The following is a 19995-nucleotide window of genomic DNA, read 5'->3' as shown; positions in this document are numbered from 1 at the left end:
TCTTACCGGGCCGAAGCGAGTTGAGTGAAGGCGGTGCTCAACCACTGCTGCACGCCATGCATCGTGGCGGCAGAGGTGTCGAGGAACGGTTGCGGATACACGCCGATATACACCAGCAATGCCGCAAGGCCGAGCACCATGATCAGTTCGCGAGCATCCATCCCTTTAAGGACAGCGTCCGACTTGGTCGGGCCGAAGTAGGCGCGGTGGATCATGATCAGCGAGTAGACCGAACCGAACACCAGGCCGGAGGTGGCAATCGCGGTGATCCATGGCGCACTGACGAAGCTGCCCATCAGGATCAGGAACTCGCCGACAAAGTTACCGGTGCCCGGCAAGCCCAGGGAGGCGGCTGCAAAGAACAGGCTGATCGCCGGCAGGTAGGCGATACGCGACCAGATGCCGCCCATTTCACGCATGTCACGGGTGTGCAGGCGCTCGTACAGTTGGCCACTGAGGATAAACAGTGCGGCTGCCGAAACACCGTGAGCCAGCATCTGGATCACCGCGCCTTGCAACGCCAGCTGGCTGCCGGAGTAGATGCCGATCAGTACGAAACCCATGTGGGAAACGGACGAGAAGGCAATCAGACGCTTGATGTCGGTTTGTGCGAAGGCCAGGAACGCGCCGTAGAAGATCCCGATCAGACCCAGGGTCATGGCAATCGGCGCGAACTCGGCCGAAGCATTCGGGAACAGCGGCAAGGCGAAACGCAGCAGGCCGTAGGCCGCCGTCTTCAACAGGATACCGGCCAGGTCCACGGAACCTGCGGTGGGTGCCTGGGCGTGAGCGTCAGGCAACCAGGAGTGGAACGGTACCACTGGCAGCTTCACCGCGAAGGCGATGAAGAAACCGAGCATGAGAATGTACTCGGTGGTCATCGACATCTTGGTTTTCAACAGGTCGGCGTAGTTGAAGGTAATCACGCCGGTGTTGTTGAAGTTGACCAGGACCAGGCCCAGGATCGCCACCAACATGATCAGGCCGGAAGCCTGGGTGAAGATGAAGAACTTGGTCGCCGCGTAGATCCGGGTTTTCTTGCCGTCCGAAGAACTGTGACCCCAGAGCGCGATGAGGAAGTACATCGGCACCAGCATCATTTCCCAGAAGAAGAAGAACATGAACAGGTCCAGCGCAAGGAACACGCCGACAACGCCGCCCAGGATCCACATCAGGTTCAGGTGGAAGAAGCCCACGTGACGCTCGATTTCTTTCCAGGAGCAGAGTACCGAGAGGATACCCAGCAGGCCGGTCAGCAGGATCATCAACAGCGACAGGCCATCGAGGGCCAGGTGCACGTTGATGCCGAAGCGTTCGATCCAGACGTGCTTGAATTCAAGCGCGAAGGTTGGATCGACACCCGGTGCCGGAGCAAATGAATAGTCGCCATGGGCCCACAGCCAGAGGCCGAGTGCGAGTTCCAGGGACATGGTCAGCAACGCAATCCAGCGGGGCAGGGTAGCGCCGAAGCGCTCGCCCATCCAGCAGAGCAGGCCGCCGATAAAAGGGATCAGGATTAGCCAGGGCAGAATCATGACGGGCTCGTTTCCTTTCGCAAGTTCGCAAAGTTCATATCAGACCGCTACCACTACGATGGCGCCGATCACCAGCACGGCACCGGCCGCCATGGAAGCTGCATACCAACGCAATTGGCCGGTCTCGGTGCGGCTCAGGGCGGTGTGACCGGCCTTGGCGGCACGCGGGATCAAACCAATGGTCTGGTCGAGCGGGTCTTTGCGCAGTACATGGCTGATCGCAAGGTAAGGCTTGACGAACAGTTTGTCGTAGATCCAGTCGAAGCCCCAGGCAGCGAACCACCAGGCCGAAAGGAAGCGGCCAATGCCACTGTTGGCCACGGCAGTGACGAAGCGACGCTTGCCGAGGAACAACATGGCCGCCAGCAGGATACCGGCGATGGCGATGGCGCCCGAGGCGATTTCCAGGCTGTGCTTGGCGTCGCCGCCGGCATGCCCGACGCTTTGTGGCAGTACGCCAGCCAGTGGCGGGGTGATCATGGCGCCGACGAAGGTCGACAGGATGATCAGCACCGACAGTGGCAGCCAGTGGGAAATGCCGTGACCTGCGTGGGCTTCGGTCTTGGCTTCACCGTGGAACGTGATGAAGATCAGGCGGAAGGTGTACAGCGAGGTCATGAATGCGCCAACCAGACCGGCGTACAGCAGGCCTTGGTTACCGCTGGCAAAGGCTTCCCAGAGGATTTCGTCTTTGGAGTAGAAACCTGCGGTCACCAGTGGCAGGGCTGCAAGCGCCGCGCCGCCGACGATGAAGCTGGCGTAGGCCAATGGCAGTTTCTTCCACAGGCCGCCCATCTTGAAGATGTTCTGCTCGTGGTGGCAGGCAACGATCACCGCACCGGACGCCAGGAACAGCAGGGCCTTGAAGAAGGCGTGGGTCATCAGGTGGAAGATCGCGCCGTCCCAGGCGCCGACGCCCAGGGCCAGGAACATGTAGCCGATCTGGCTCATGGTCGAGTAAGCGAGGATCCGCTTGATGTCGGTCTGCACCAGCGCGGCGAAGCCGGCCAGCACCAGGGTCACGCCACCCACCAGGCCCACCAGGTGCAGGATTTCCGGCGCCAGGGTGAACAGGCCGTGGGTACGGGCGATCAGGTAGACACCGGCGGTCACCATGGTGGCGGCGTGGATCAGTGCCGAAACCGGGGTAGGACCGGCCATGGCGTCTGCCAGCCAGGTTTGCAGTGGCAGTTGTGCCGACTTACCGACAGCGCCGCCCAGCAGCATCAGGGTTGCCAGGGTGATCCAGAAGTCGCCGACCTGGAATTTCTGCGGTGCCAGCACCAGCAGTTCCTGGATATTCAGCGTGCCCACCTGTTGGAACAGGATGAACAGGCCGATGGCCATGAACACGTCGCCGATCCGGGTCACGACAAACGCCTTGAGTGCCGCGTTACCGTTGTTGCGGTTGCTGTAGTAGAAACCGATCAACAGGTACGAGCACAGGCCCACGCCTTCCCAGCCGAAGTACAGGAACAACAGGTTATCGCCCAGCACCAGGAACAGCATGCTGGCGATAAACAGGTTGGTGTAGGCGAAGAAGCGCGAGTAACCGGCCTCACCGCGCATGTACCAGGACGCGAACAGGTGGATCAGGAAGCCCACGCCCACCACCACGCCGAGCATGGTGATCGACAGGCCGTCGACGTAGAGGGCGAAGTCAGGCTTGAAGCCTTCGACCGCCATCCACTGCCACAGCACCAGGGTGTAGTGACCCGCTTCTGGTGGCGCAACGTTGAATTGCCAGATGACGTAGGCGGCGACAATCGCCGACAGGCCAATGGAACCCACGCCGACCAGGGCCGAGAGGTTTTCCGACCAGCGTCCACGGGAGAACGACAGCAGCAGGAAACCGATCAGGGGAAATACGAAAGTCAGAAAGATCATGTTCATCCGCGCATCTCACTGGCAGCGTCGATATCAAGCGTGTGGAAGCGACGGTACAGTTGCAGCAGGATCGCCAGGCCAATACTGGCCTCGGCGGCTGCCAGGCTGATCACCAGGATGAACATCACTTGCCCATCCGGCTGGCCCCAACGCGCACCCGCCACGATGAAGGCCAGTGCAGCAGCGTTCATCATGATTTCCAGGCTCATCAACACGAACAGAATGTTGCGGCGAACCATCAGGCCGACCAGGCCAAGGCAGAACAGGATGCCGGCGACCGCCAGACCATGCTCCAAAGGGATAGCAGGCATCGTCATTGCTCCTTGGCTTCGTTGCGGCCCAAGTGGAAGGCAGTGATGGCTGCAGCGAGCAGCAGCATCGAAGCCAGTTCGACCACCAGCAGGTACGGGCCGAACAGGCTGATGCCCACGGCCTTGGCGTCCACGGTGGTGTGGCCGATGGCCTGGCCGCTCTGGTGAGCGAACAGTACATACAGCAGTTCAGCCAGCAGCAGCGCTGCCAGGATCACCGGGCCAAGCCAGATGCCGGGCTTGAGCCAGACGCGCTCCTGGGCGACCGAAGCCGGCCCCAGGTTGAGCATCATCACCACAAACACGAACAGCACCATGATGGCGCCAGCGTAGGCGATCACTTCCAGGACACCGGCAAACGGTGCGCCGAGGCTGAAAAAGGTCATGGCCACGGCGATCAGCGAAATGATCAGGTAGAGCAGGGCGTGCACGGGGTTGGTGTTGGTGATCACGCGAAGCGTGGACACCACTGCAATACCCGATGCGAAATAGAAAGCGAATTCCATCTTTCTTCCTTAAGGCAGCAAGCTCTTCACGTTGATCGGCTCGGCTTCGTTTTGTGCGGCGCCTTTGGGCTTACCGGCAACGGCCATACCTGCAACACGATAGAAGTTGTAATCAGGGTTTTTACCGGGACCAGAGATCAACAGATCTTCTTTCTCGTACACCAGGTCCTGACGTTTGAACTCGGCCATTTCGAAATCCGGTGTCAGCTGGATTGCGGTGGTCGGGCAAGCTTCCTCGCAGAGGCCGCAGAAAATGCAGCGCGAGAAGTTGATGCGGAAGAAGTCCGGGTACCAGCGACCGTCTTCGGTTTCAGCTTTCTGCAGGGAGATACAGCCAACCGGGCACGCCACGGCGCACAGGTTGCAGGCTACGCAACGCTCTTCGCCATCGGGGTCGCGGGTCAGTACGATACGGCCGCGATAACGCGGCGGCAGGTACACCGCTTCTTCCGGGTATTGCAGGGTGTCGCGTTTGCGAAAGCCATGGCCGAAAACCATCACCAGGCTTCGCAACTGGGTACCGGTACCCTTAACGATGTCGCCAATATATTTGAACATGGGTCAAATCCTCACTGAACCGCGCCCGCTGGCGTGTTCAACAACACAACGGCAGCAGTCACCAGCAAATTGATCAGGGTCAGCGGCAGGCAGAAGCGCCAGCTGAAATCCATCACCTGGTCGTATCGTGGACGCGGAATGGAAGCGCGCAGCAGGATAAACAACATGATGAAGAACGCGGTCTTGAGGAAGAACCAGAAGAACGCCAACTGCGGCAGGATGCCGAACGGACCGTGCCAGCCGCCGAAGAACAGCGTGACCAGCAGGGCCGAGATCAAGATGATGCCGATGTACTCACCGACGAAGAACATGCCCCATTTCATGCCGGCATATTCAATGTGGTAACCGTCGGCCAGTTCCTGTTCCGCTTCGGGCTGGTCGAAAGGGTGACGGTGAGTCACGGCCACGCCAGCGATGAAGAAGGTACAGAAGCCGAAGAACTGCGGAATGATGAACCACAGGTTCTGTGCCTGGTACTCGACGATGTCGCGCATGTTGAACGAGCCCACCTGCACCACGATGCCCATCAGCGCCAGGCCCATGAACACTTCGTAGGACACAGTCTGGGCCGAGGCCCGCAAGCTGCCCAGCAGGGCGAACTTGTTGTTACTGGCCCAGCCGGCGAACAGCACCGCGTAGACCGACAGACCGGCCATGGCGAAGAAGAACAGCAAGCCGATGTTCAGGTCCGCCACGCCCCAGGTCGGGGTGATCGGGATGATCGCGAAGGCGATCAGCAAGGCGCTCATGGCCACGACCGGTGCCAGGGTGAAGATCACCTTGTCGGCAAACGGCGGGGTCCAGTCTTCCTTGAAGAACATTTTCAGCATGTCGGCAGCGATCTGGAACATACCAAATGGGCCAACGCGGTTCGGACCGTAACGGTCCTGCCACCAGCCCAGCAGGCGACGTTCGACGAAGCTGAGCAGGGCGCCCGCGACGACCACGGCCAACAGGATCACGATGGCCTTGACGACCGAGATGATCACGTCGATCACTTCAGGGGTGAACCAGGTCATTGCGCTGCCTCCTGCAGACCGTCAACGGTTTGGCCAAAGATCGCAGGAGGAATCCCGGCGAGGCCTTTTGGCAGTGCAACCAGGCCAGCACCCAGCTCGTCGTTGATGCGCAGCGGCAGACGCAGGGTCTGGCCGGCTACGTTCACGCTGAGCAGGGCACCGTCGTTGACGCCCAGGCGATCGGCTTCGGACTTGGCCACGGACACGTAGGCTTGTGGAATGCGCTCTTGCACCGGTGCGGCTTTGGAAGAGGTCTCTTCGCTGCCGAACAGGTGGAAGAACGGCACAACCTGCCAGGTGCCCGGGGCCGGGTTGAACGGACGCGGTACTGCAGCGAACCAGTTCAGCGAATCGCCGGTGCTTTCGATCAGGCGGGTGCCCGGGTCGCCAGCGCGGATATGACCACCGACTTCGTCCTGGAACTTGTTCCAGGCCTGCGGCGAGTTCCAGCCCGGCGACCAGGCAAATGGCACCTGCTGACGGGGCTCGACCGAACCCGAGTAGCCTTCCATGGAGAAGGCGAACGCGGTGTCGTTGTCTTGCGGGGTACGCGGTTCGTGCACGCTGATATCAGCGCGCATGGCGGTACGCCCGGAGTAACGCAGCGGTTCACGGGCCAGCTTCATGCCCTTGATGCGGAACGCGGCGGACGGTGCGGCATCGACGATACGCGCCAACTGCGGTGCGCTCGCGGCGACGGCTGCGGTGACGTGGTCGAGCTGGGTCCAGTCGATCGGCTGGTTCAGCAGGGTTGCGCGCAGGGCATGCAGCCAGCGCCAGCCTTCGTGAACCAGGATGCTGGCGTCCATGTACTTTGGATCGAACACCTGGAAGAAGCGCTGGGCGCGGCCTTCCTGGCTGACCAGGGTCCCGTCGCCTTCGGCGAAGGTGGCGGCTGGCAGCACCAGGTGGGCGCGGTCGCTGGTGGCGGTCTTCTGGTGATCGGCGACGATCAGCACTTTGGCAGCATTCAGCGCGGCATCGACCTTGGTCGCATCGGTGCGGGTGTACAGGTCGTTTTCCAGTACCACGATGGCGTCCGCAGTGCCGTCGATTACGGCCTGCAGGGCGCTGTCCAGGGACTCGCCACCGAGCATGGCCAGGCCAAGGCTGTTGGCTTCCGGCACGACCAGGCTGATGGAGCCGTTCTTCTCGCGCAGCTTCAAGGCTTTGGCGATGTTGGCGGCGGCCTCGATCAGCGCCTTGGAACCCAGCGAGGTACCGGCAATGATCAGTGGACGCTTGGCCGCCAGCAGGGCATCGGCGATGCGCTGGGCCAGGGCTGCAGCTTCTGCATCCAGGCCTTCGACGGCAGGGGCGCTGGCGTCGAGGGCGTGGGCCACGGCGAAACCGATGCGAGCCAGGTCGTCGGGTGCTGCGTGTACGCATTCTTCGGCGATATCGTCGAGCTTGGTTTCAGCCAGGCTGGCGATAAACAGCGGGTTCAGCGCGTGCTGGCCGATGTTTTTCACCGCGGCGTCGAGCCACGGCTGGACGCGCATGGCGTCGGCCATTTCTTCGGCCTTGCCTTTGACCGACTGGCGCAGCGACAGGGCGATACGTGCGGCGGTCTGGGTCAGGTCTTCACCGAGCACGAAAATCGCGTCGTGGTCTTCGATGTCGCGCATGTTCGGTACTGGCAGCGGGCTGTCATTGAGCACTTGCAGGACCAGGCGAATGCGCTCCAGCTCACCGGCTTCAATACCGCTGTAGAAGTGCTCGGCGCCTACCAGCTCGCGCAACGCGTAGTTGCTTTCGAGGCTGGCGCGTGGCGAACCGATACCCACGATGTTGCGCCCGCGCAGCAGGTCAGCGGCTTTATCCAGCGCCGCGTCCAGGCTCAGCTTGGCGCCATCGGCCAGCAATGGCTGGCGAGGGCGGTCTTCGCGGTTGACGTAGCCATAGCCGAAACGGCCACGGTCGCACAGGAAGTACTGGTTGACCGAACCGTTGAAGCGGTTTTCGATGCGACGCAGTTCGCCGTAGCGCTCGCCCGGGGAGATGTTGCAACCGCTGGAGCAGCCATGGCAGATGCTCGGCGAGAACTGCATGTCCCACTTGCGGTTGTAGCGCTCGGAGTGGGTCTTGTCGGTAAACACACCGGTCGGGCAGACCTCGGTGAGGTTGCCGGAGAACTCGCTTTCGAGCACGCCGTCTTCAACGCGACCGAAGTACACGTTGTCGTGGGCGCCGAATACGCCCAGGTCGGTGCCGCCGGCGTAGTCTTTATAGAAGCGCACACAGCGATAGCAGGCGATGCAGCGGTTCATTTCGTGGGAAATGAACGGGCCGAGGTCCTGGTTCTGGTGGGTACGCTTGGTGAAGCGATAACGGCGCTCGTTGTGGCCGGTCATCACCGTCATATCTTGCAGGTGGCAGTGACCGCCTTCCTCACAGACCGGGCAGTCGTGGGGATGGTTGGTCATCAGCCATTCGACAACGCTGGCGCGGAACGCCTTGGATTCATCATCGTCGATGGAAATCCAGGTGTTGTCGGTGGCCGGCGTCATGCAGGACATAACGATACGACCACGGGTGTCGTTTTCGTCGGTGTACTGCTTGACCGCACACTGGCGACAGGCACCGACGCTACCAAGCGCGGGGTGCCAGCAGAAATAAGGGATGTCGAGGCCTAGTGACAGACACGCCTGTAACAGGTTGTCCGCCCCATCGACTTCGAGCGCTTTGCCGTCTACGTGGATAGTGGCCATGGTTCAAAGTTCTTCGTTGGCCCGTTGTCAGCGGGCGTGGCTAATGGAATCTTGTTATTCATGTGCATCAACACAGCCTTCAAGGCGTCAGCACATGACAAGGCGAAGGGCACGGACCCTTCGCCTATTGAAGCGTTACGCGCCGACTACGATCGGCTTTGCCAGAGGCGGGACGGCGGCGCTTTTGGGCGCGATGCCGGCTTCGAACTCCGAGCGGAAGTACTTGATTGCGCTGCCCAGTGGCTCCACGGCGCCCGGTGCGTGAGCACAGAAGGTCTTGCCCGGGCCGAGGAAACCCACGAGGCCCAGCAGGGTCTCGATATCCCCCGGCTGGCCTTCGCCTTTCTCGATCGCCATCAGGAGCTTGACGCTCCATGGCAAGCCATCGCGGCACGGGGTGCAGAAGCCACAGGATTCGCGAGCGAAGAACTGCTCCATGTTGCGCAGCAGCGAGACCATGTTCACGGTGTTGTCCACCGCCATCGCCAGGCCGGTACCCATCCGGGTGCCCACCTTGCCGATGCCGCCGGCATACATCTGTGCGTCGAGGTGCTCGGGCAACAGGAAACCGGTGCCGGCGCCGCCTGGCTGCCAGGCCTTGAGGGTGTAGCCGTCGCGCATGCCGCCGGCGTAGTCCTCGAACAGCTCACGGGCGGTCACGCCGAATGGCAGTTCCCACAGGCCAGGGTTCTTGACCTTGCCGGAGAAGCCCATGAGCTTGGTGCCCATGTCTTCGCTGCCTTCGCGGGCCAGGGATTTGTACCAGTCCACGCCGTCGGCGATGATCGCCGGCACGTTGCACAGGGTCTCGACGTTGTTCACGCACGTAGGCTTGCCCCACACGCCAACGGCGGCAGGGAAGGGCGGCTTGGAGCGTGGGTTGGCGCGGCGGCCTTCGAGGGAGTTGATCAGGGCGGTTTCTTCACCGCAGATATAACGCCCGGCGCCGGTATGCACGAACAGTTCGAAGTCAAAACCCGAACCGAGGATGTTCTTGCCCAACAGGCCTGCGGCCTTGGCTTCGGCCACGGCACGGTTCAGGTGCTTGGCGGCGGTGGTGTATTCGCCACGCAGGAAGATGTAGCCCCGGTAGGTTTTCAGCGCACGGGCACTGATCAGCATGCCTTCGATCAGCAGATGGGGCAGTTGCTCCATCAGCATGCGGTCTTTCCAGGTGTTGGGCTCCATCTCATCCGCGTTGCACAGCAGGTAACGGATGTTGATGGATTCGTCTTTAGGCATCAGGCCCCACTTCACACCCGTGGGGAAGCCTGCACCACCGCGACCTTTAAGGCCTGCGTCCTTCACGGTCTGGACGATATCGTCCTGGGCCATGTCGGCAAAGGCTTTGCGCGCTGCGGCGTAACCGTTCTTGGCCTGGTACTCGTCAAGCCATACCGCCTCGCCGTCGTCACGCAGGCGCCAGGTCAGCGGGTGAGTCTCGGCCGAACGCTTGATCAGGTTGGCGGGACCAAAGGAAGTCAGGGTCATGGGTAGCCCTCGAGCAATTGGGTGACGCCAGCAGCCTGGACGTCGCCGAATGTGTCGTCGTCGATCATCAACGCCGGCGCCTTGTCACAGTTGCCCAGGCAGCACACCGGCAGCAGCGTGAAGCGACCGTCTGCAGTGGTTTGGCCCAGGCCGATGCCCAGCTTGCTCTGGATCGCGTCGACCACCGACTCGTGGCCACCGATGTAGCAGACCATGCTGTCGCACACGCGAATGATGTGGCGGCCGACCGGCTGGCGGAAGATCTGGCTGTAGAACGTCGCCACGCCTTCCACATCGCTGGCCGGGATGCCGAGGATCTCGCCGATGGCGTAGAGGGCACCATCGGGCACCCAGCCACGTTCCTTCTGGACGATCTTCAAGGCTTCGATAGACGCCGCGCGCGGGTCTTCGTAGTGATGCAGCTCGTGCTCGATGGCCGAGCGCTCGGTTTCACTCAAGGTGAAACGGTCTGTCTGGATAAGCGTGCTGTTCATGCTTAGCGGTCCACGTCGGCCATAACGAAATCGATACTACCCAGGTACGCAATCAAGTCCGCGACCATCTCGCCTTTGATCACCGAAGGGATCTGCTGCAAGTGGGCAAAGCTTGGGGTACGAATCCGGGTGCGGTAGCTCATGGTGCCGCCATCGCTCGTCAGGTAATAACTGTTGATACCCTTGGTCGCTTCAATCATCTGGAAGGACTCGTTGGCCGGCATGACCGGGCCCCACGAGACTTGCAGGAAGTGCGTGATCAGGGTTTCGATGTGCTGCAGGGTGCGCTCTTTAGGCGGCGGCGTGGTCAGCGGGTGATCCGCCTTGTACGGGCCGGCCGGCATGTTGCGCATGCACTGCTCGATGATTTTCAGGCTCTGGCGCATTTCTTCGACGCGCACGATGCAACGGTCGTAGGCATCGCCGTTGGCCGCCAGCGGGACTTCGAACTCGAAGTTCTCGTAGCCGGAGTACGGGCGCGCCTTGCGCAGGTCGAAATCGCAACCGGTCGAACGCAGGCCAGCACCGGTGACACCCCACTCCAGGGCCTCCTTGGTGTTGTACTGGGCGACGCCGATGGTCCGGCCCTTGAGGATGCTGTTATCCAGCGCAGCCTTTTGGTACTCGTCCAGACGCTTGGGCATCCAGTCGATGAATTCCTTGACCAGGCGCTCCCAGCCGTTCGGCAGGTCGTGGGCCACACCGCCGATGCGGTACCAGGCCGGGTGCAGGCGGAAGCCGGTGATGGCTTCGATGACCTTGTACGCACGCTGACGGTCGGTGAAGGTGAAGAACACCGGGGTCATGGCGCCGACGTCCTGGATATAGGTACCCAGGAACAGCAGGTGGCTGGTGATCCGGAAGAACTCGGCCATCATGATGCGGATGGTGTCGACGCGGTCCGGAACCTTGATGCCGGCCAGCTTCTCGACCGAGAGCACGTACGGCAGGTTGTTCATCACGCCGCCGAGGTAGTCGATACGGTCGGTGTACGGGATGAAGCTGTGCCAGGACTGGCGTTCGGCCATTTTCTCGGCACCACGGTGGTGGTAGCCGATGTCCGGTACGCAGTCGACGATTTCTTCGCCGTCCAGTTGCAGGATGATGCGGAAGGCACCGTGGGCCGAAGGGTGGTTCGGGCCCAGGTTGAGGAACATATAGTCCTCGTTGGTGCCGGAGCGTTTCATGCCCCAGTCTTCCGGACGGAAGCGCGCCGCTTCTTCTTCAAGCTGCTGCTTGGCCAGGTTGAGGCTGAACGGATCGAATTCGGTGGCGCGGGCAGGGAAGTCCTTGCGCAGCGGGTGACCTTCCCAGGTTGGCGGCATCATGATGCGCGTCAAGTGCGGGTGGCCCGGGAAGTCGATGCCGAACATGTCCCAGACTTCGCGTTCGTACCAGCTGGCGTTCGGCCAAATACCGGTCACGGTCGGGATGCTCAGGTCGCTTTCCGACAGGGCGACCTTGATCATCACGTCGCTGTTACGTTCCAGCGACATCAGGTGATAGAACACGGTGAAATCAGCGCCGCTCGGCAGCCCCTGGCGCTTGGTGCGCAGACGCTCGTCCACGCCATGCAGGTCATAGAGCATGACGTACGGCTTGGGCAGGTTGCGCAGGAAGGTCAGGACTTCGACGAGCTTGGCACGCGCCACCCACAGCACCGGCATACCGGTGCGTGTGGCCTGGGCAGTGAAGGCGTCAGGGCCAAAACGGTTATTGAGTTCGACGACCACATCCTGGTCGTCTGCCTTATAAGGCGGGATGTACAGAGCACTGCCTGTAGTCATGGTTTTTTATCGCTTTCGGTCAACGTAAAGAATGAAGCCAGGTTTTCGTTCTATAAAAGAAGCGGTTCTGGATCAGACTTCGTCGGGGCTGCGCAGGTTGGTGACTGCGATTCGCTGTTCGCGGCGCTGTTCCTTTTGTGACGGCATCTCGGCGCGGTACACGCCTTGATCGCCGACAACCCAGGACAGTGGGCGACGCTCCTTGCCAATCGACTCCTGCAGCAGCATCAAGCCTTGCAGGAAAGCTTCAGGGCGGGGCGGGCAGCCAGGCACGTAGACGTCCACGGGCAGGAACTTGTCGACCCCCTGAACCACGGAGTAGATGTCGTACATGCCACCGGAGTTGGCGCACGAACCCATGGAGATAACCCACTTCGGCTCGAGCATTTGCTCGTAGAGACGCTGGATGATCGGCGCCATCTTGATAAAGCAGGTACCGGCGATAACCATGAAATCCGCCTGACGCGGCGATGCCCGGATAACCTCGGCGCCAAAGCGCGCGATGTCGTGGGGCGCCGTGAAGGCGGTGGTCATTTCCACGTAGCAGCACGAAAGGCCGAAGTTGTACGGCCACAGGGAGTTCTTACGCCCCCAGTTGACCGCGCCACTCAGCACGTCTTCCAGCTTGCCCATGTAGATGTTTTTGTGGACTTGGTCTTCTAACGGATCGGAGACGGTTTCCCGCTCGCCGATGGGGTACTGATCGTTAGGAGCATCCGGGTCGATCCTGGTGAGATTGTATTGCATCGCCAAAGCCTCATTGTTTCAGCTTCGCTTGCCGCTTGCGACGAGCTTCCGGAGCCCAGTCAAGGGCGCCCACTCGGAACAGGTAGACAAGACCTGCCAACAGAATTGCTATGAAAACGAGAGCTTCGACGAATCCGGTCCAGCCGCTTTCGCGGACGGACACAGACCAGGCAAAGAGAAAGAGGGCTTCGATATCGAAGATCACGAACAGCATCGCGACCAGATAGAATTTGGCTGAGAGCCGCAAGCGGGCGCCACCTGTAGGTAGCATGCCGGACTCGAACGGTTCGTTTTTGCTGCGGCCCCAGGCTTTTGACCCGAGGAGGCTGGAAACACCGAGCATGAAGGCGCAGAGGCCGACAACACCGAGGAGGAAAATGGCAAAGCCCCAGTTGTGGGCCATGAGTCCTGTCGCTTCGGTCATGCTGGAAATCCTTAACAGAGAGCAAAGGTCTCTGAGCTCGAAAAAGTAACGACGCAGTGACGATATGTCGCAGCGCAATCAATCGCGGTGATTTTATGGCTAAACACCTAGCAAGTAAAATTCCTGTGGCTAAATTATTCGCTGAAATAAGGACATAGTGCACCTTTGTGGGGCTGTAGCCCAGACGCTGCGGGCATTAGCTTGATTTTAATCAATTGTGTTTTGTTTAGGGTGTAACGAAGTTTTATTGCTCTAAATGATAATGAATATTGTTTGCGAGAGTTTTAAGCGGGTGTTGAGTGCGTCGCGGGGAAAGTTGTTGTTACTTGCCCGTATGGCGCAAGTTGCCAGCGCGCAACTTTTAACTGATTTTTCCTAAGCCAATACCGCTCTGGATCAAGGTTTTGCTCAAAAAGTCGTTTTGACTCGGTTTCTGTGGGAGTCGGGCTTTTCGGATCGCCGCATCGCCGCGATGGCGGTGGGGCATTAGGCAAATGGGTGGCTGAAACGCCGCTACCGCAGGCAGGCCAGCTCCCACATTGGGTTTCGGGAGGGGGGGCAGTAACCTTTCGCCCAGGCAAAAAAACGCCCCGAACCAGTCGGGGCGTCAGATCGTGCGGCACTGCGGTTAGCTTTCTATCGGGCCCGCAATGGCCGTGTACTCAGGTCACTTAGTGAAACTGTTCTTCTTCGGTCGAGCCGGTCAGCGCGGTCACGGACGAGGTGCCGCCCTGGATCACGGTGGTCATGTCGTCGAAGTAGCCGGTGCCCACTTCCTGCTGGTGCGCCACGAAGGTGTAGCCTTTGGCGGCGTCAGCGAATTCCTGCTCTTGCAGCTTCACGTAGGCAGTCATGTCGTTGCGGGCGTAGTCGTGCGCCAGGTTGAACATGCTGTGCCACATGTTGTGAATGCCGGCCAGGGTGATGAACTGGTGCTTGTAGCCCATGGCGGACAGTTCGCGCTGGAACTTGGCGATGGTCGCGTCGTCCAGGTTCTTCTTCCAGTTGAAAGAAGGCGAGCAGTTGTAGGACAGCAGTTGGTCCGGGTATTCCTTCTTGATCGCCTCGGCGAAGCGACGGGCTTCGTCCAGGTCTGGCTTGGCGGTTTCGCACCAGATCAGGTCGGCGTACGGTGCGTAGGCCAGGCCGCGGGCAATTGCTTGATCCAGGCCAGCGCGTACCTTGTAGAAACCTTCCTGGGTGCGCTCGCCAGTCACGAACGGCTGGTCGTACGGGTCGCAGTCCGAAGTCAGCAGGTCAGCAGCGTTGGCGTCGGTACGGGCCAGGATGATGGTCGGCGTGCCGGCAACGTCCGCTGCCAGACGGGCAGCGGTCAGCTTCTGTACGGCTTCCTGGGTCGGAACCAGTACCTTGCCGCCCATGTGGCCGCATTTTTTCACGGAAGCCAGTTGGTCTTCGAAGTGCACGCCGGCGGCGCCTGCTTCGATCATGCTTTTCATCAGCTCGTAGGCGTTCAGTACACCACCGAAACCGGCTTCGGCGTCAGCCACGATTGGCGCGAAGTAGTCGATGTAGCCTTCGTCGCCCGGACCTTTACCGGCTTTCCACTGGATCTGGTCGGCGCGGCGGAACGAGTTGTTGATGCGCTTGACCACGGTTGGCACGGAGTCCACCGGGTACAGCGATTGGTCAGGGTACATGGACTCGGCGGAGTTGTTGTCCGCAGCCACTTGCCAGCCGGACAGGTAGATCGCCTGGATACCGGCCTTGACTTGTTGCACAGCCTGGCCGCCGGTCAGGGCGCCCATGCAGTTGACGAAATCTTTCTCGGGGCGGAAGGACGGCTTGGCGCCCTGGGTAACCAGCTTCCACAGCTTCTCGGCGCCCAGTTTTGCAAAGGTGTGCTCGGGTTGAACCGAGCCGCGCAGGCGGACGACGTCAGCAGCGGAGTAAGCGCGAGTCACGCCTTTCCAGCGTGGGTTTTCAGCCCAGTCTTTTTCAAGGGCTGCAATTTGCTGTTCGCGTGTCAGTGCCATGGGGAAAAACCTCGTCGCGTCTTTTGTGGAAAAACTACTGGGTTGAAAATTCCGTTTTGCCAGCCACGCATTCAGTACGTGGTTATGGCTGCTCGCTGACCAGAAGCTTAGGCGGTCAAGTTGGGCTTGGCGGGGAAGGCGACGGGATGAACGATAGGCTCAAGGGAGAAAGTGAGCAGGTAGAGGCGAACCGAGAACAGTCTTCGGGCGTCGTGGGCCTTTGTACGATCCAACAGTGTGTTGCCGGGTTACCTGGTTAGCTTCCGTCCCTCGGGACAACTTCGTTCCAGTCGCAACCTCGTCAAACACGCCTTGTGGGCGGTACAGACACGAATCGGCTCAGGTGGGTAACTTGGAGCGACGATCCGAAGGCCCTTGCCAGGGCCCCTGATTAGCGGGAGCGAGGCCATCATGCCCATGCTTTTTTGGATCGTCAAATGTTTTGTAGTGCTTTTTTTATGGCACTACATCTTTGGTCTAATACGACTAATCAGTCAGTTTTTGGTGCTTCAGTTCAAGGTGTCGACTTTGACCCGCACTGTCAGGTCATCCCGACCCTGAGTCGAGTAGGTGCGGGTTGCGCCCTGTTTGTCGGCCTGGGTCTGGCGATTGATGCCGGCTAGGGTGATCCACTCACCCAGGCGCCCGCTGACGGTTGTGTCGGTACTTTGCACGTTCACTACATCGGGACGCTCCTGGCTCATGCGGTCACGATTGGTGCTGATGCTCAGGTGCACGGTCTCGCCGGTGACGCTGGCGGTGACATAGAAGCCCTGGGTGACGTTGCGGTACTGGGTCTGGTTTTGTGGGCGGCCATAGGCGTCGGGCTGGGTGGTGGTCAGTGGCACGCTCTGGCCGACCTGGATCAGTGCGGGCACGCCTTCGCTGGCCTGGATCTGCTGGATCCCGCCGTCACGGCTTTCGGTGCTGTAGGTGATGACCTGGCGGTTGGCCTGCTGATTGTTTTCGTTGGTGTCGACGGTGATCAGCAAGCGTTTGGAGGGTGTATCCAGTTGTGCGAGCAGGGCGCGCAGGGCCTGGATCCTGTCGGGCTCGGCATTGACGATCAACTGATTGCCGTAGGCGCTGACAGTGCCGTCCTTGCCAATGAAATTCTGCGCCACGGGTAACAGGTCGGCGCTGGTGCGGTTGTTCAAGGGTACGACTTCGGTGGCTGCCATTGCCGAAAAGCTGACGGCCATGAGCAGGCTGGCGACTAGGGTGCGTAGGGACATGTCCGTTATCTCTGCAAGTCATTTGGGCTTGATGGTGCCAGTTTATCGGCCCGGCGGGGCGCAAGTTGAATCGTAGACGGCAAAAGGCCCTGGCATCGGTGGATGGCAGGGCCTTTTTGGGGGGCTGCTAATGACGCCTTCGCGAGCAAGCCCGCTCCCACTTTTGACCGCATTTCAGGGGTCGAGCTCGATCAAGTGTGGGAGCGGGCTTGCTCGCGAAGGGAGCGACTGGGTCTAAAGTCAGCCCTCGCGCTCCATATCAACATGGGGAATCCCGACTTCCAGGAATTCCCCGCTGACGATCTTGAACCCCAACCGCTCATAGAACGGCGCGGCATACACCTGTGCACTGAGGAACTGCCGGGTCTGGCCGCGTTTCTCGGCCTCGCCAATCACCGCTTCCATCAGTTTGTCGCCGACCTTCAGCCCGCGCCAGTCCTTGAGGACTGACACGCGACCGATCTCGCCGCTGGGCAGCAGGCGCGCCGTGCCAATGGGGAAGTCGCCTTCGAACGCGAGGAAATGCATGGCCCCGGCGTCGTCTGCGTCCCATTCCAGCTCAGGTGGAACCGATTGTTCAGCGATAAATACCGCTTCACGAATGCGCCGAATCTCGGCGATATCCTTTTGCCAGTCCGCGACACTTACGTGAATTTTATTCATCGGCAAACCCCAGGCTTCCTTGCTTGACCAGTTCGCACAGCAGGTCGCGGCCATCTTCATCAACCAGCCACGGGCCCAGGTTGTCGACGTGCAGGGCGTCGGCCGCGCAGATCAACTTCAGCAGTTCGCGCAGTTTGCCCGGCAGGTAACGGCTCTGGCCGCTGGCGAACAGCAATACATCGTCGTCCACTTCCGACCAGGCCAGGCGCGCGCTCGGGTTGCGGATCAGGACTGCACCGTCTTCCAGGCTGCTGATCACTTCATCCTGCGCCAGCTCTTCGGGGCCGGCGACCAGTTCCGGGTAGCGCGGCTCGGTCATGAATTGGCCGAACCAGGTCAGCAGCATGCGCTCGTCGCTCATGTGCTCGGCCAGCAGGCTTTTCAGGCGGTCGAGGGCGTCGCTCTGGATCTGGTGCGGGTCACTGACGGGCTGGACGTCGGCGTCGGTGTAGCGCTCTTCATCCGTCAGGTACTGGCTGAGGAAGTCGGTGAAGTGGGTCAGCACTTCGGCGGCGCTCGGTGCGCGGAAGCCGACCGAGTAGGTCATGCAGTCATCTTCGGCGATGCCGAAGTGCGCCAGGCGCGGCGGCAGGTACAGCATGTCGCCAGGCTCAAGTACCCATTCGGCGCTCTCTTCGAATTCGGCGAGGATGCGCAGGTCGGCGTGTTGCAGCAGCGGGCTCTCCGAGTTGCACATCTGGCCGATCTTCCAGTTGCGCTTGCCATGGGCCTGCAGCAGGAACACATCGTAGTTATCGAAGTGCGGGCCTACGCTGCCACCAGGGGCGGCAAAGCTGATCATCACGTCGTCGATGCGCCAGCTTGGCAGGAAGCGGAACTGCTCCAGCAGCTCGGCCACTTCCGGTACGAACTGGTCGACCGCCTGCACCAGCAGGGTCCACTCGCGCTCGGGCAAGGTGCTGAAGGCATCTTCGGCAAATGGGCCGCGACGCAACTCCCACGGGCGCTCACCGTGCTCGATCACCAGGCGCGACTCGACTTCTTCTTCCAGCGCCAGGCCGGCCAGTTCGTCGGCGTCGATCGGGCTTTCGAAATCAGGGATGGCCTGGCGGATCAGCAGTGGTTTTTTCTGCCAGTAGTCGCGCAGGAATTCCCTTGCCGTGATGCCGCCCAGAAGTTGAAGAGGAATATCAGGATTCATGTGTAACCTATTGAAAAAAAGCACTTTTCAGACGGGAATAAAAACGCCCGGCGCTGCCGGGCGTCTTAAGGGGTCAAGCCGCAATCAGATACGTTTGGCTTGGTCTACAGCGTTGCCGATGTAGTTGGCCGGGGTCAGCAGTTTCAGCTCGGCCTTGGCCGCAGCTGGCATGTCCAGGCCGTCGATGAAAGTTTGCAGTGCTTCAGGGCTGATGCCCTTGCCGCGTGTCAACTCTTTCAGCTTCTCGTACGGGTTTTCGATGTTGTAGCGGCGCATCACGGTCTGGATCGGCTCGGCCAGGACTTCCCAGCAGGCGTCCAGGTCAGCGGCGATTTTCTGCGCGTTGAGCTCCAGCTTGCTGATGCCTTTGAGGCTGGCTTCGTACGCGATCACGCTATGGGCAAAGCCCACGCCGAGGTTGCGCAATACGGTGGAGTCGGTCAGGTCGCGCTGCCAGCGGGAAATCGGCAACTTGCTGGCGAGGTGCTGGAACAAGGCGTTGGCGATGCCCAGGTTGCCTTCGGAGTTTTCGAAGTCGATCGGGTTGACCTTGTGCGGCATGGTCGACGAGCCGATTTCGCCTGCGATGGTGCGCTGCTTGAAGTAGCCCAGGGAGATGTAGCCCCAGATATCGCGATCGAAGTCGATCAGGATGGTGTTGAAGCGCGCAATGGCGTCGAACAGCTCGGCGATGTAGTCGTGGGGTTCGATCTGCGTGGTGTACGGGTTGAAGCCCAGGCCCAGTTCGTCTTCGATGAAGGCGCGGGCGTTGGCTTCCCAGTCGATCTCAGGGTAGGCCGACAGGTGGGCGTTGTAGTTGCCTACGGCGCCGTTGATCTTGCCCAGCAATGGCACGGCAGCCACTTGCGCGATCTGGCGCTCCAGGCGGTACACCACGTTGGCCAGTTCTTTACCCAGGGTGGTCGGCGAGGCCGGCTGGCCGTGGGTGCGCGACAGCATCGGCACGTCGGCGAAGCGGATGGCCAGTTCGCGGATGGCGTTGGCGGTCTGGCGCATCAGTGGCAGCATCACGTCATCACGGCCTTCGCGCAGCATCAGGGCGTGGGACAGGTTGTTGATGTCCTCGCTGGTGCAGGCAAAGTGGATGAACTCGCTGACCTGGGCCAGTTCCGGCAGCTTGGCCGCTTGTTCTTTGAGCAGGTACTCGATGGCTTTGACGTCGTGGTTGGTGGTGCGCTCGATCTCTTTCACACGCTCGGCGTGCTCCAGGGAGAAGTTTTCCGCCAGGGTGTTGAGTACCGCGTTGGCTTGCGCAGAAAACGCCGGCACTTCGCTGATGGCGGGGTGAGCGGCCAGGCGCTGGAGCCAGCGCACTTCAACCAGTACACGAGCACGGATCAGGCCGTATTCGCTGAAAATAGGGCGCAGGGCCTGGGTTTTGCCGGCGTAGCGGCCGTCAACAGGGGAAACCGCAGTGAGCGAAGAGAGCTGCATGGGGTGTTCTCGG

Annotated in this window: 17 protein-coding genes; all 17 read right to left on the bottom strand. The window is 60.7% G+C overall.

The genetic code is table 11. The features are described from left to right. Window positions 1-2: 2 nt before the first annotated feature. Window positions 3-1535: an NADH-quinone oxidoreductase subunit M gene (gene nuoM / locus HBR93_RS25180; protein WP_057445263.1), complete on the bottom strand. Its 1533-nt coding sequence runs from the start codon at window positions 1533-1535 to the stop codon at window positions 3-5. A gap of 39 nt (window positions 1536-1574) precedes the next feature. After that, entirely contained in the window at window positions 1575-3428 is a 1854-nt protein-coding gene (gene nuoL / locus HBR93_RS25175; RefSeq protein ID WP_029293339.1) for an NADH-quinone oxidoreductase subunit L, read from the bottom strand. After that, window positions 3425-3733: an NADH-quinone oxidoreductase subunit NuoK gene (gene nuoK / locus HBR93_RS25170; RefSeq protein WP_003174727.1), complete on the bottom strand. Its 309-nt coding sequence runs from the start codon at window positions 3731-3733 to the stop codon at window positions 3425-3427. The genes nuoL and nuoK overlap by 4 nt, the downstream gene beginning before the upstream one ends. A gap of 2 nt (window positions 3734-3735) precedes the next feature. Beyond that, window positions 3736-4239: an NADH-quinone oxidoreductase subunit J gene (nuoJ, locus tag HBR93_RS25165; protein WP_017476146.1), complete on the bottom strand. Its 504-nt coding sequence runs from the start codon at window positions 4237-4239 to the stop codon at window positions 3736-3738. A gap of 9 nt (window positions 4240-4248) precedes the next feature. After that, window positions 4249-4797, bottom strand: coding sequence for an NADH-quinone oxidoreductase subunit NuoI (gene nuoI, locus HBR93_RS25160; RefSeq protein WP_003174725.1), 549 nt, complete (start codon window positions 4795-4797; stop codon window positions 4249-4251). An 11-nt stretch (window positions 4798-4808) separates the two neighbouring features. Then, a complete protein-coding gene (gene nuoH / locus HBR93_RS25155; protein ID WP_017737147.1) occupies window positions 4809-5816 on the bottom strand; it encodes an NADH-quinone oxidoreductase subunit NuoH in 1008 nt (335 codons plus the stop codon). Continuing rightward, window positions 5813-8527, bottom strand: a complete 2715-nt coding sequence (gene nuoG, locus HBR93_RS25150; RefSeq protein ID WP_115128481.1) for an NADH-quinone oxidoreductase subunit NuoG — start codon at window positions 8525-8527, stop codon at window positions 5813-5815. Before nuoG ends, nuoH begins: the two co-directional genes overlap by 4 nt. A 135-nt stretch (window positions 8528-8662) precedes the next feature. After that, the gene (nuoF, locus tag HBR93_RS25145) at window positions 8663-10018 is read right to left on the bottom strand and encodes an NADH-quinone oxidoreductase subunit NuoF (RefSeq protein WP_057441397.1); all 1356 of its coding nucleotides are present in this window, start codon (window positions 10016-10018) and stop codon (window positions 8663-8665) included. Continuing rightward, window positions 10015-10512 carry an NADH-quinone oxidoreductase subunit NuoE gene (gene nuoE / locus HBR93_RS25140; RefSeq protein WP_057441399.1) on the bottom strand — a complete coding sequence of 166 codons (498 nt, stop codon included), beginning with the start codon at window positions 10510-10512 and terminating at the stop codon, window positions 10015-10017. The genes nuoF and nuoE overlap by 4 nt, the downstream gene beginning before the upstream one ends. 2 nt (window positions 10513-10514) lie before the next feature. Then, entirely contained in the window at window positions 10515-12299 is a 1785-nt protein-coding gene (nuoC, locus tag HBR93_RS25135; RefSeq protein WP_033896875.1) for an NADH-quinone oxidoreductase subunit C/D, read from the bottom strand. Window positions 12300-12371: 72 nt separating this feature from the next. Then, window positions 12372-13046, bottom strand: coding sequence for an NADH-quinone oxidoreductase subunit B (locus tag HBR93_RS25130; protein ID WP_012724951.1), 675 nt, complete (start codon window positions 13044-13046; stop codon window positions 12372-12374). Between the two features lie 10 nt (window positions 13047-13056). Further along, window positions 13057-13470, bottom strand: coding sequence for an NADH-quinone oxidoreductase subunit A (locus HBR93_RS25125; RefSeq protein ID WP_003219575.1), 414 nt, complete (start codon window positions 13468-13470; stop codon window positions 13057-13059). 671 nt (window positions 13471-14141) lie between these two features. Then, a complete protein-coding gene (gene aceA, locus HBR93_RS25120; RefSeq protein WP_003219577.1) occupies window positions 14142-15467 on the bottom strand; it encodes an isocitrate lyase in 1326 nt (441 codons plus the stop codon). Window positions 15468-15976: 509 nt separating this feature from the next. Beyond that, window positions 15977-16702 (bottom strand): secretin N-terminal domain-containing protein, encoded by a 726-nt coding sequence (locus HBR93_RS25115; protein ID WP_169961321.1) that lies wholly within the window; start codon window positions 16700-16702, stop codon window positions 15977-15979. Window positions 16703-16942: 240 nt separating this feature from the next. After that, window positions 16943-17365, bottom strand: coding sequence for a GNAT family N-acetyltransferase (locus HBR93_RS25110; protein WP_029293368.1), 423 nt, complete (start codon window positions 17363-17365; stop codon window positions 16943-16945). Beyond that, entirely contained in the window at window positions 17358-18527 is a 1170-nt protein-coding gene (locus HBR93_RS25105) for a cupin domain-containing protein (RefSeq protein WP_057441404.1), read from the bottom strand. Before HBR93_RS25105 ends, HBR93_RS25110 begins: the two co-directional genes overlap by 8 nt. A gap of 84 nt (window positions 18528-18611) precedes the next feature. Then, complete coding sequence (gene purB / locus HBR93_RS25100; RefSeq protein WP_038441746.1) at window positions 18612-19982, bottom strand: adenylosuccinate lyase; 1371 nt, start codon at window positions 19980-19982, stop codon at window positions 18612-18614. Window positions 19983-19995: the final 13 nt, after the last annotated feature.

The sequence above is a fragment of the Pseudomonas sp. WS 5411 genome, assembly GCF_012985595.1.
GTDB classification, from domain to species: Bacteria; Pseudomonadota; Gammaproteobacteria; order Pseudomonadales; family Pseudomonadaceae; genus Aquipseudomonas; species Aquipseudomonas shahriarae.
Note: the sequence above shows the minus strand (reverse complement) of the source record. Positions and strands in the feature narration are given on the sequence as shown.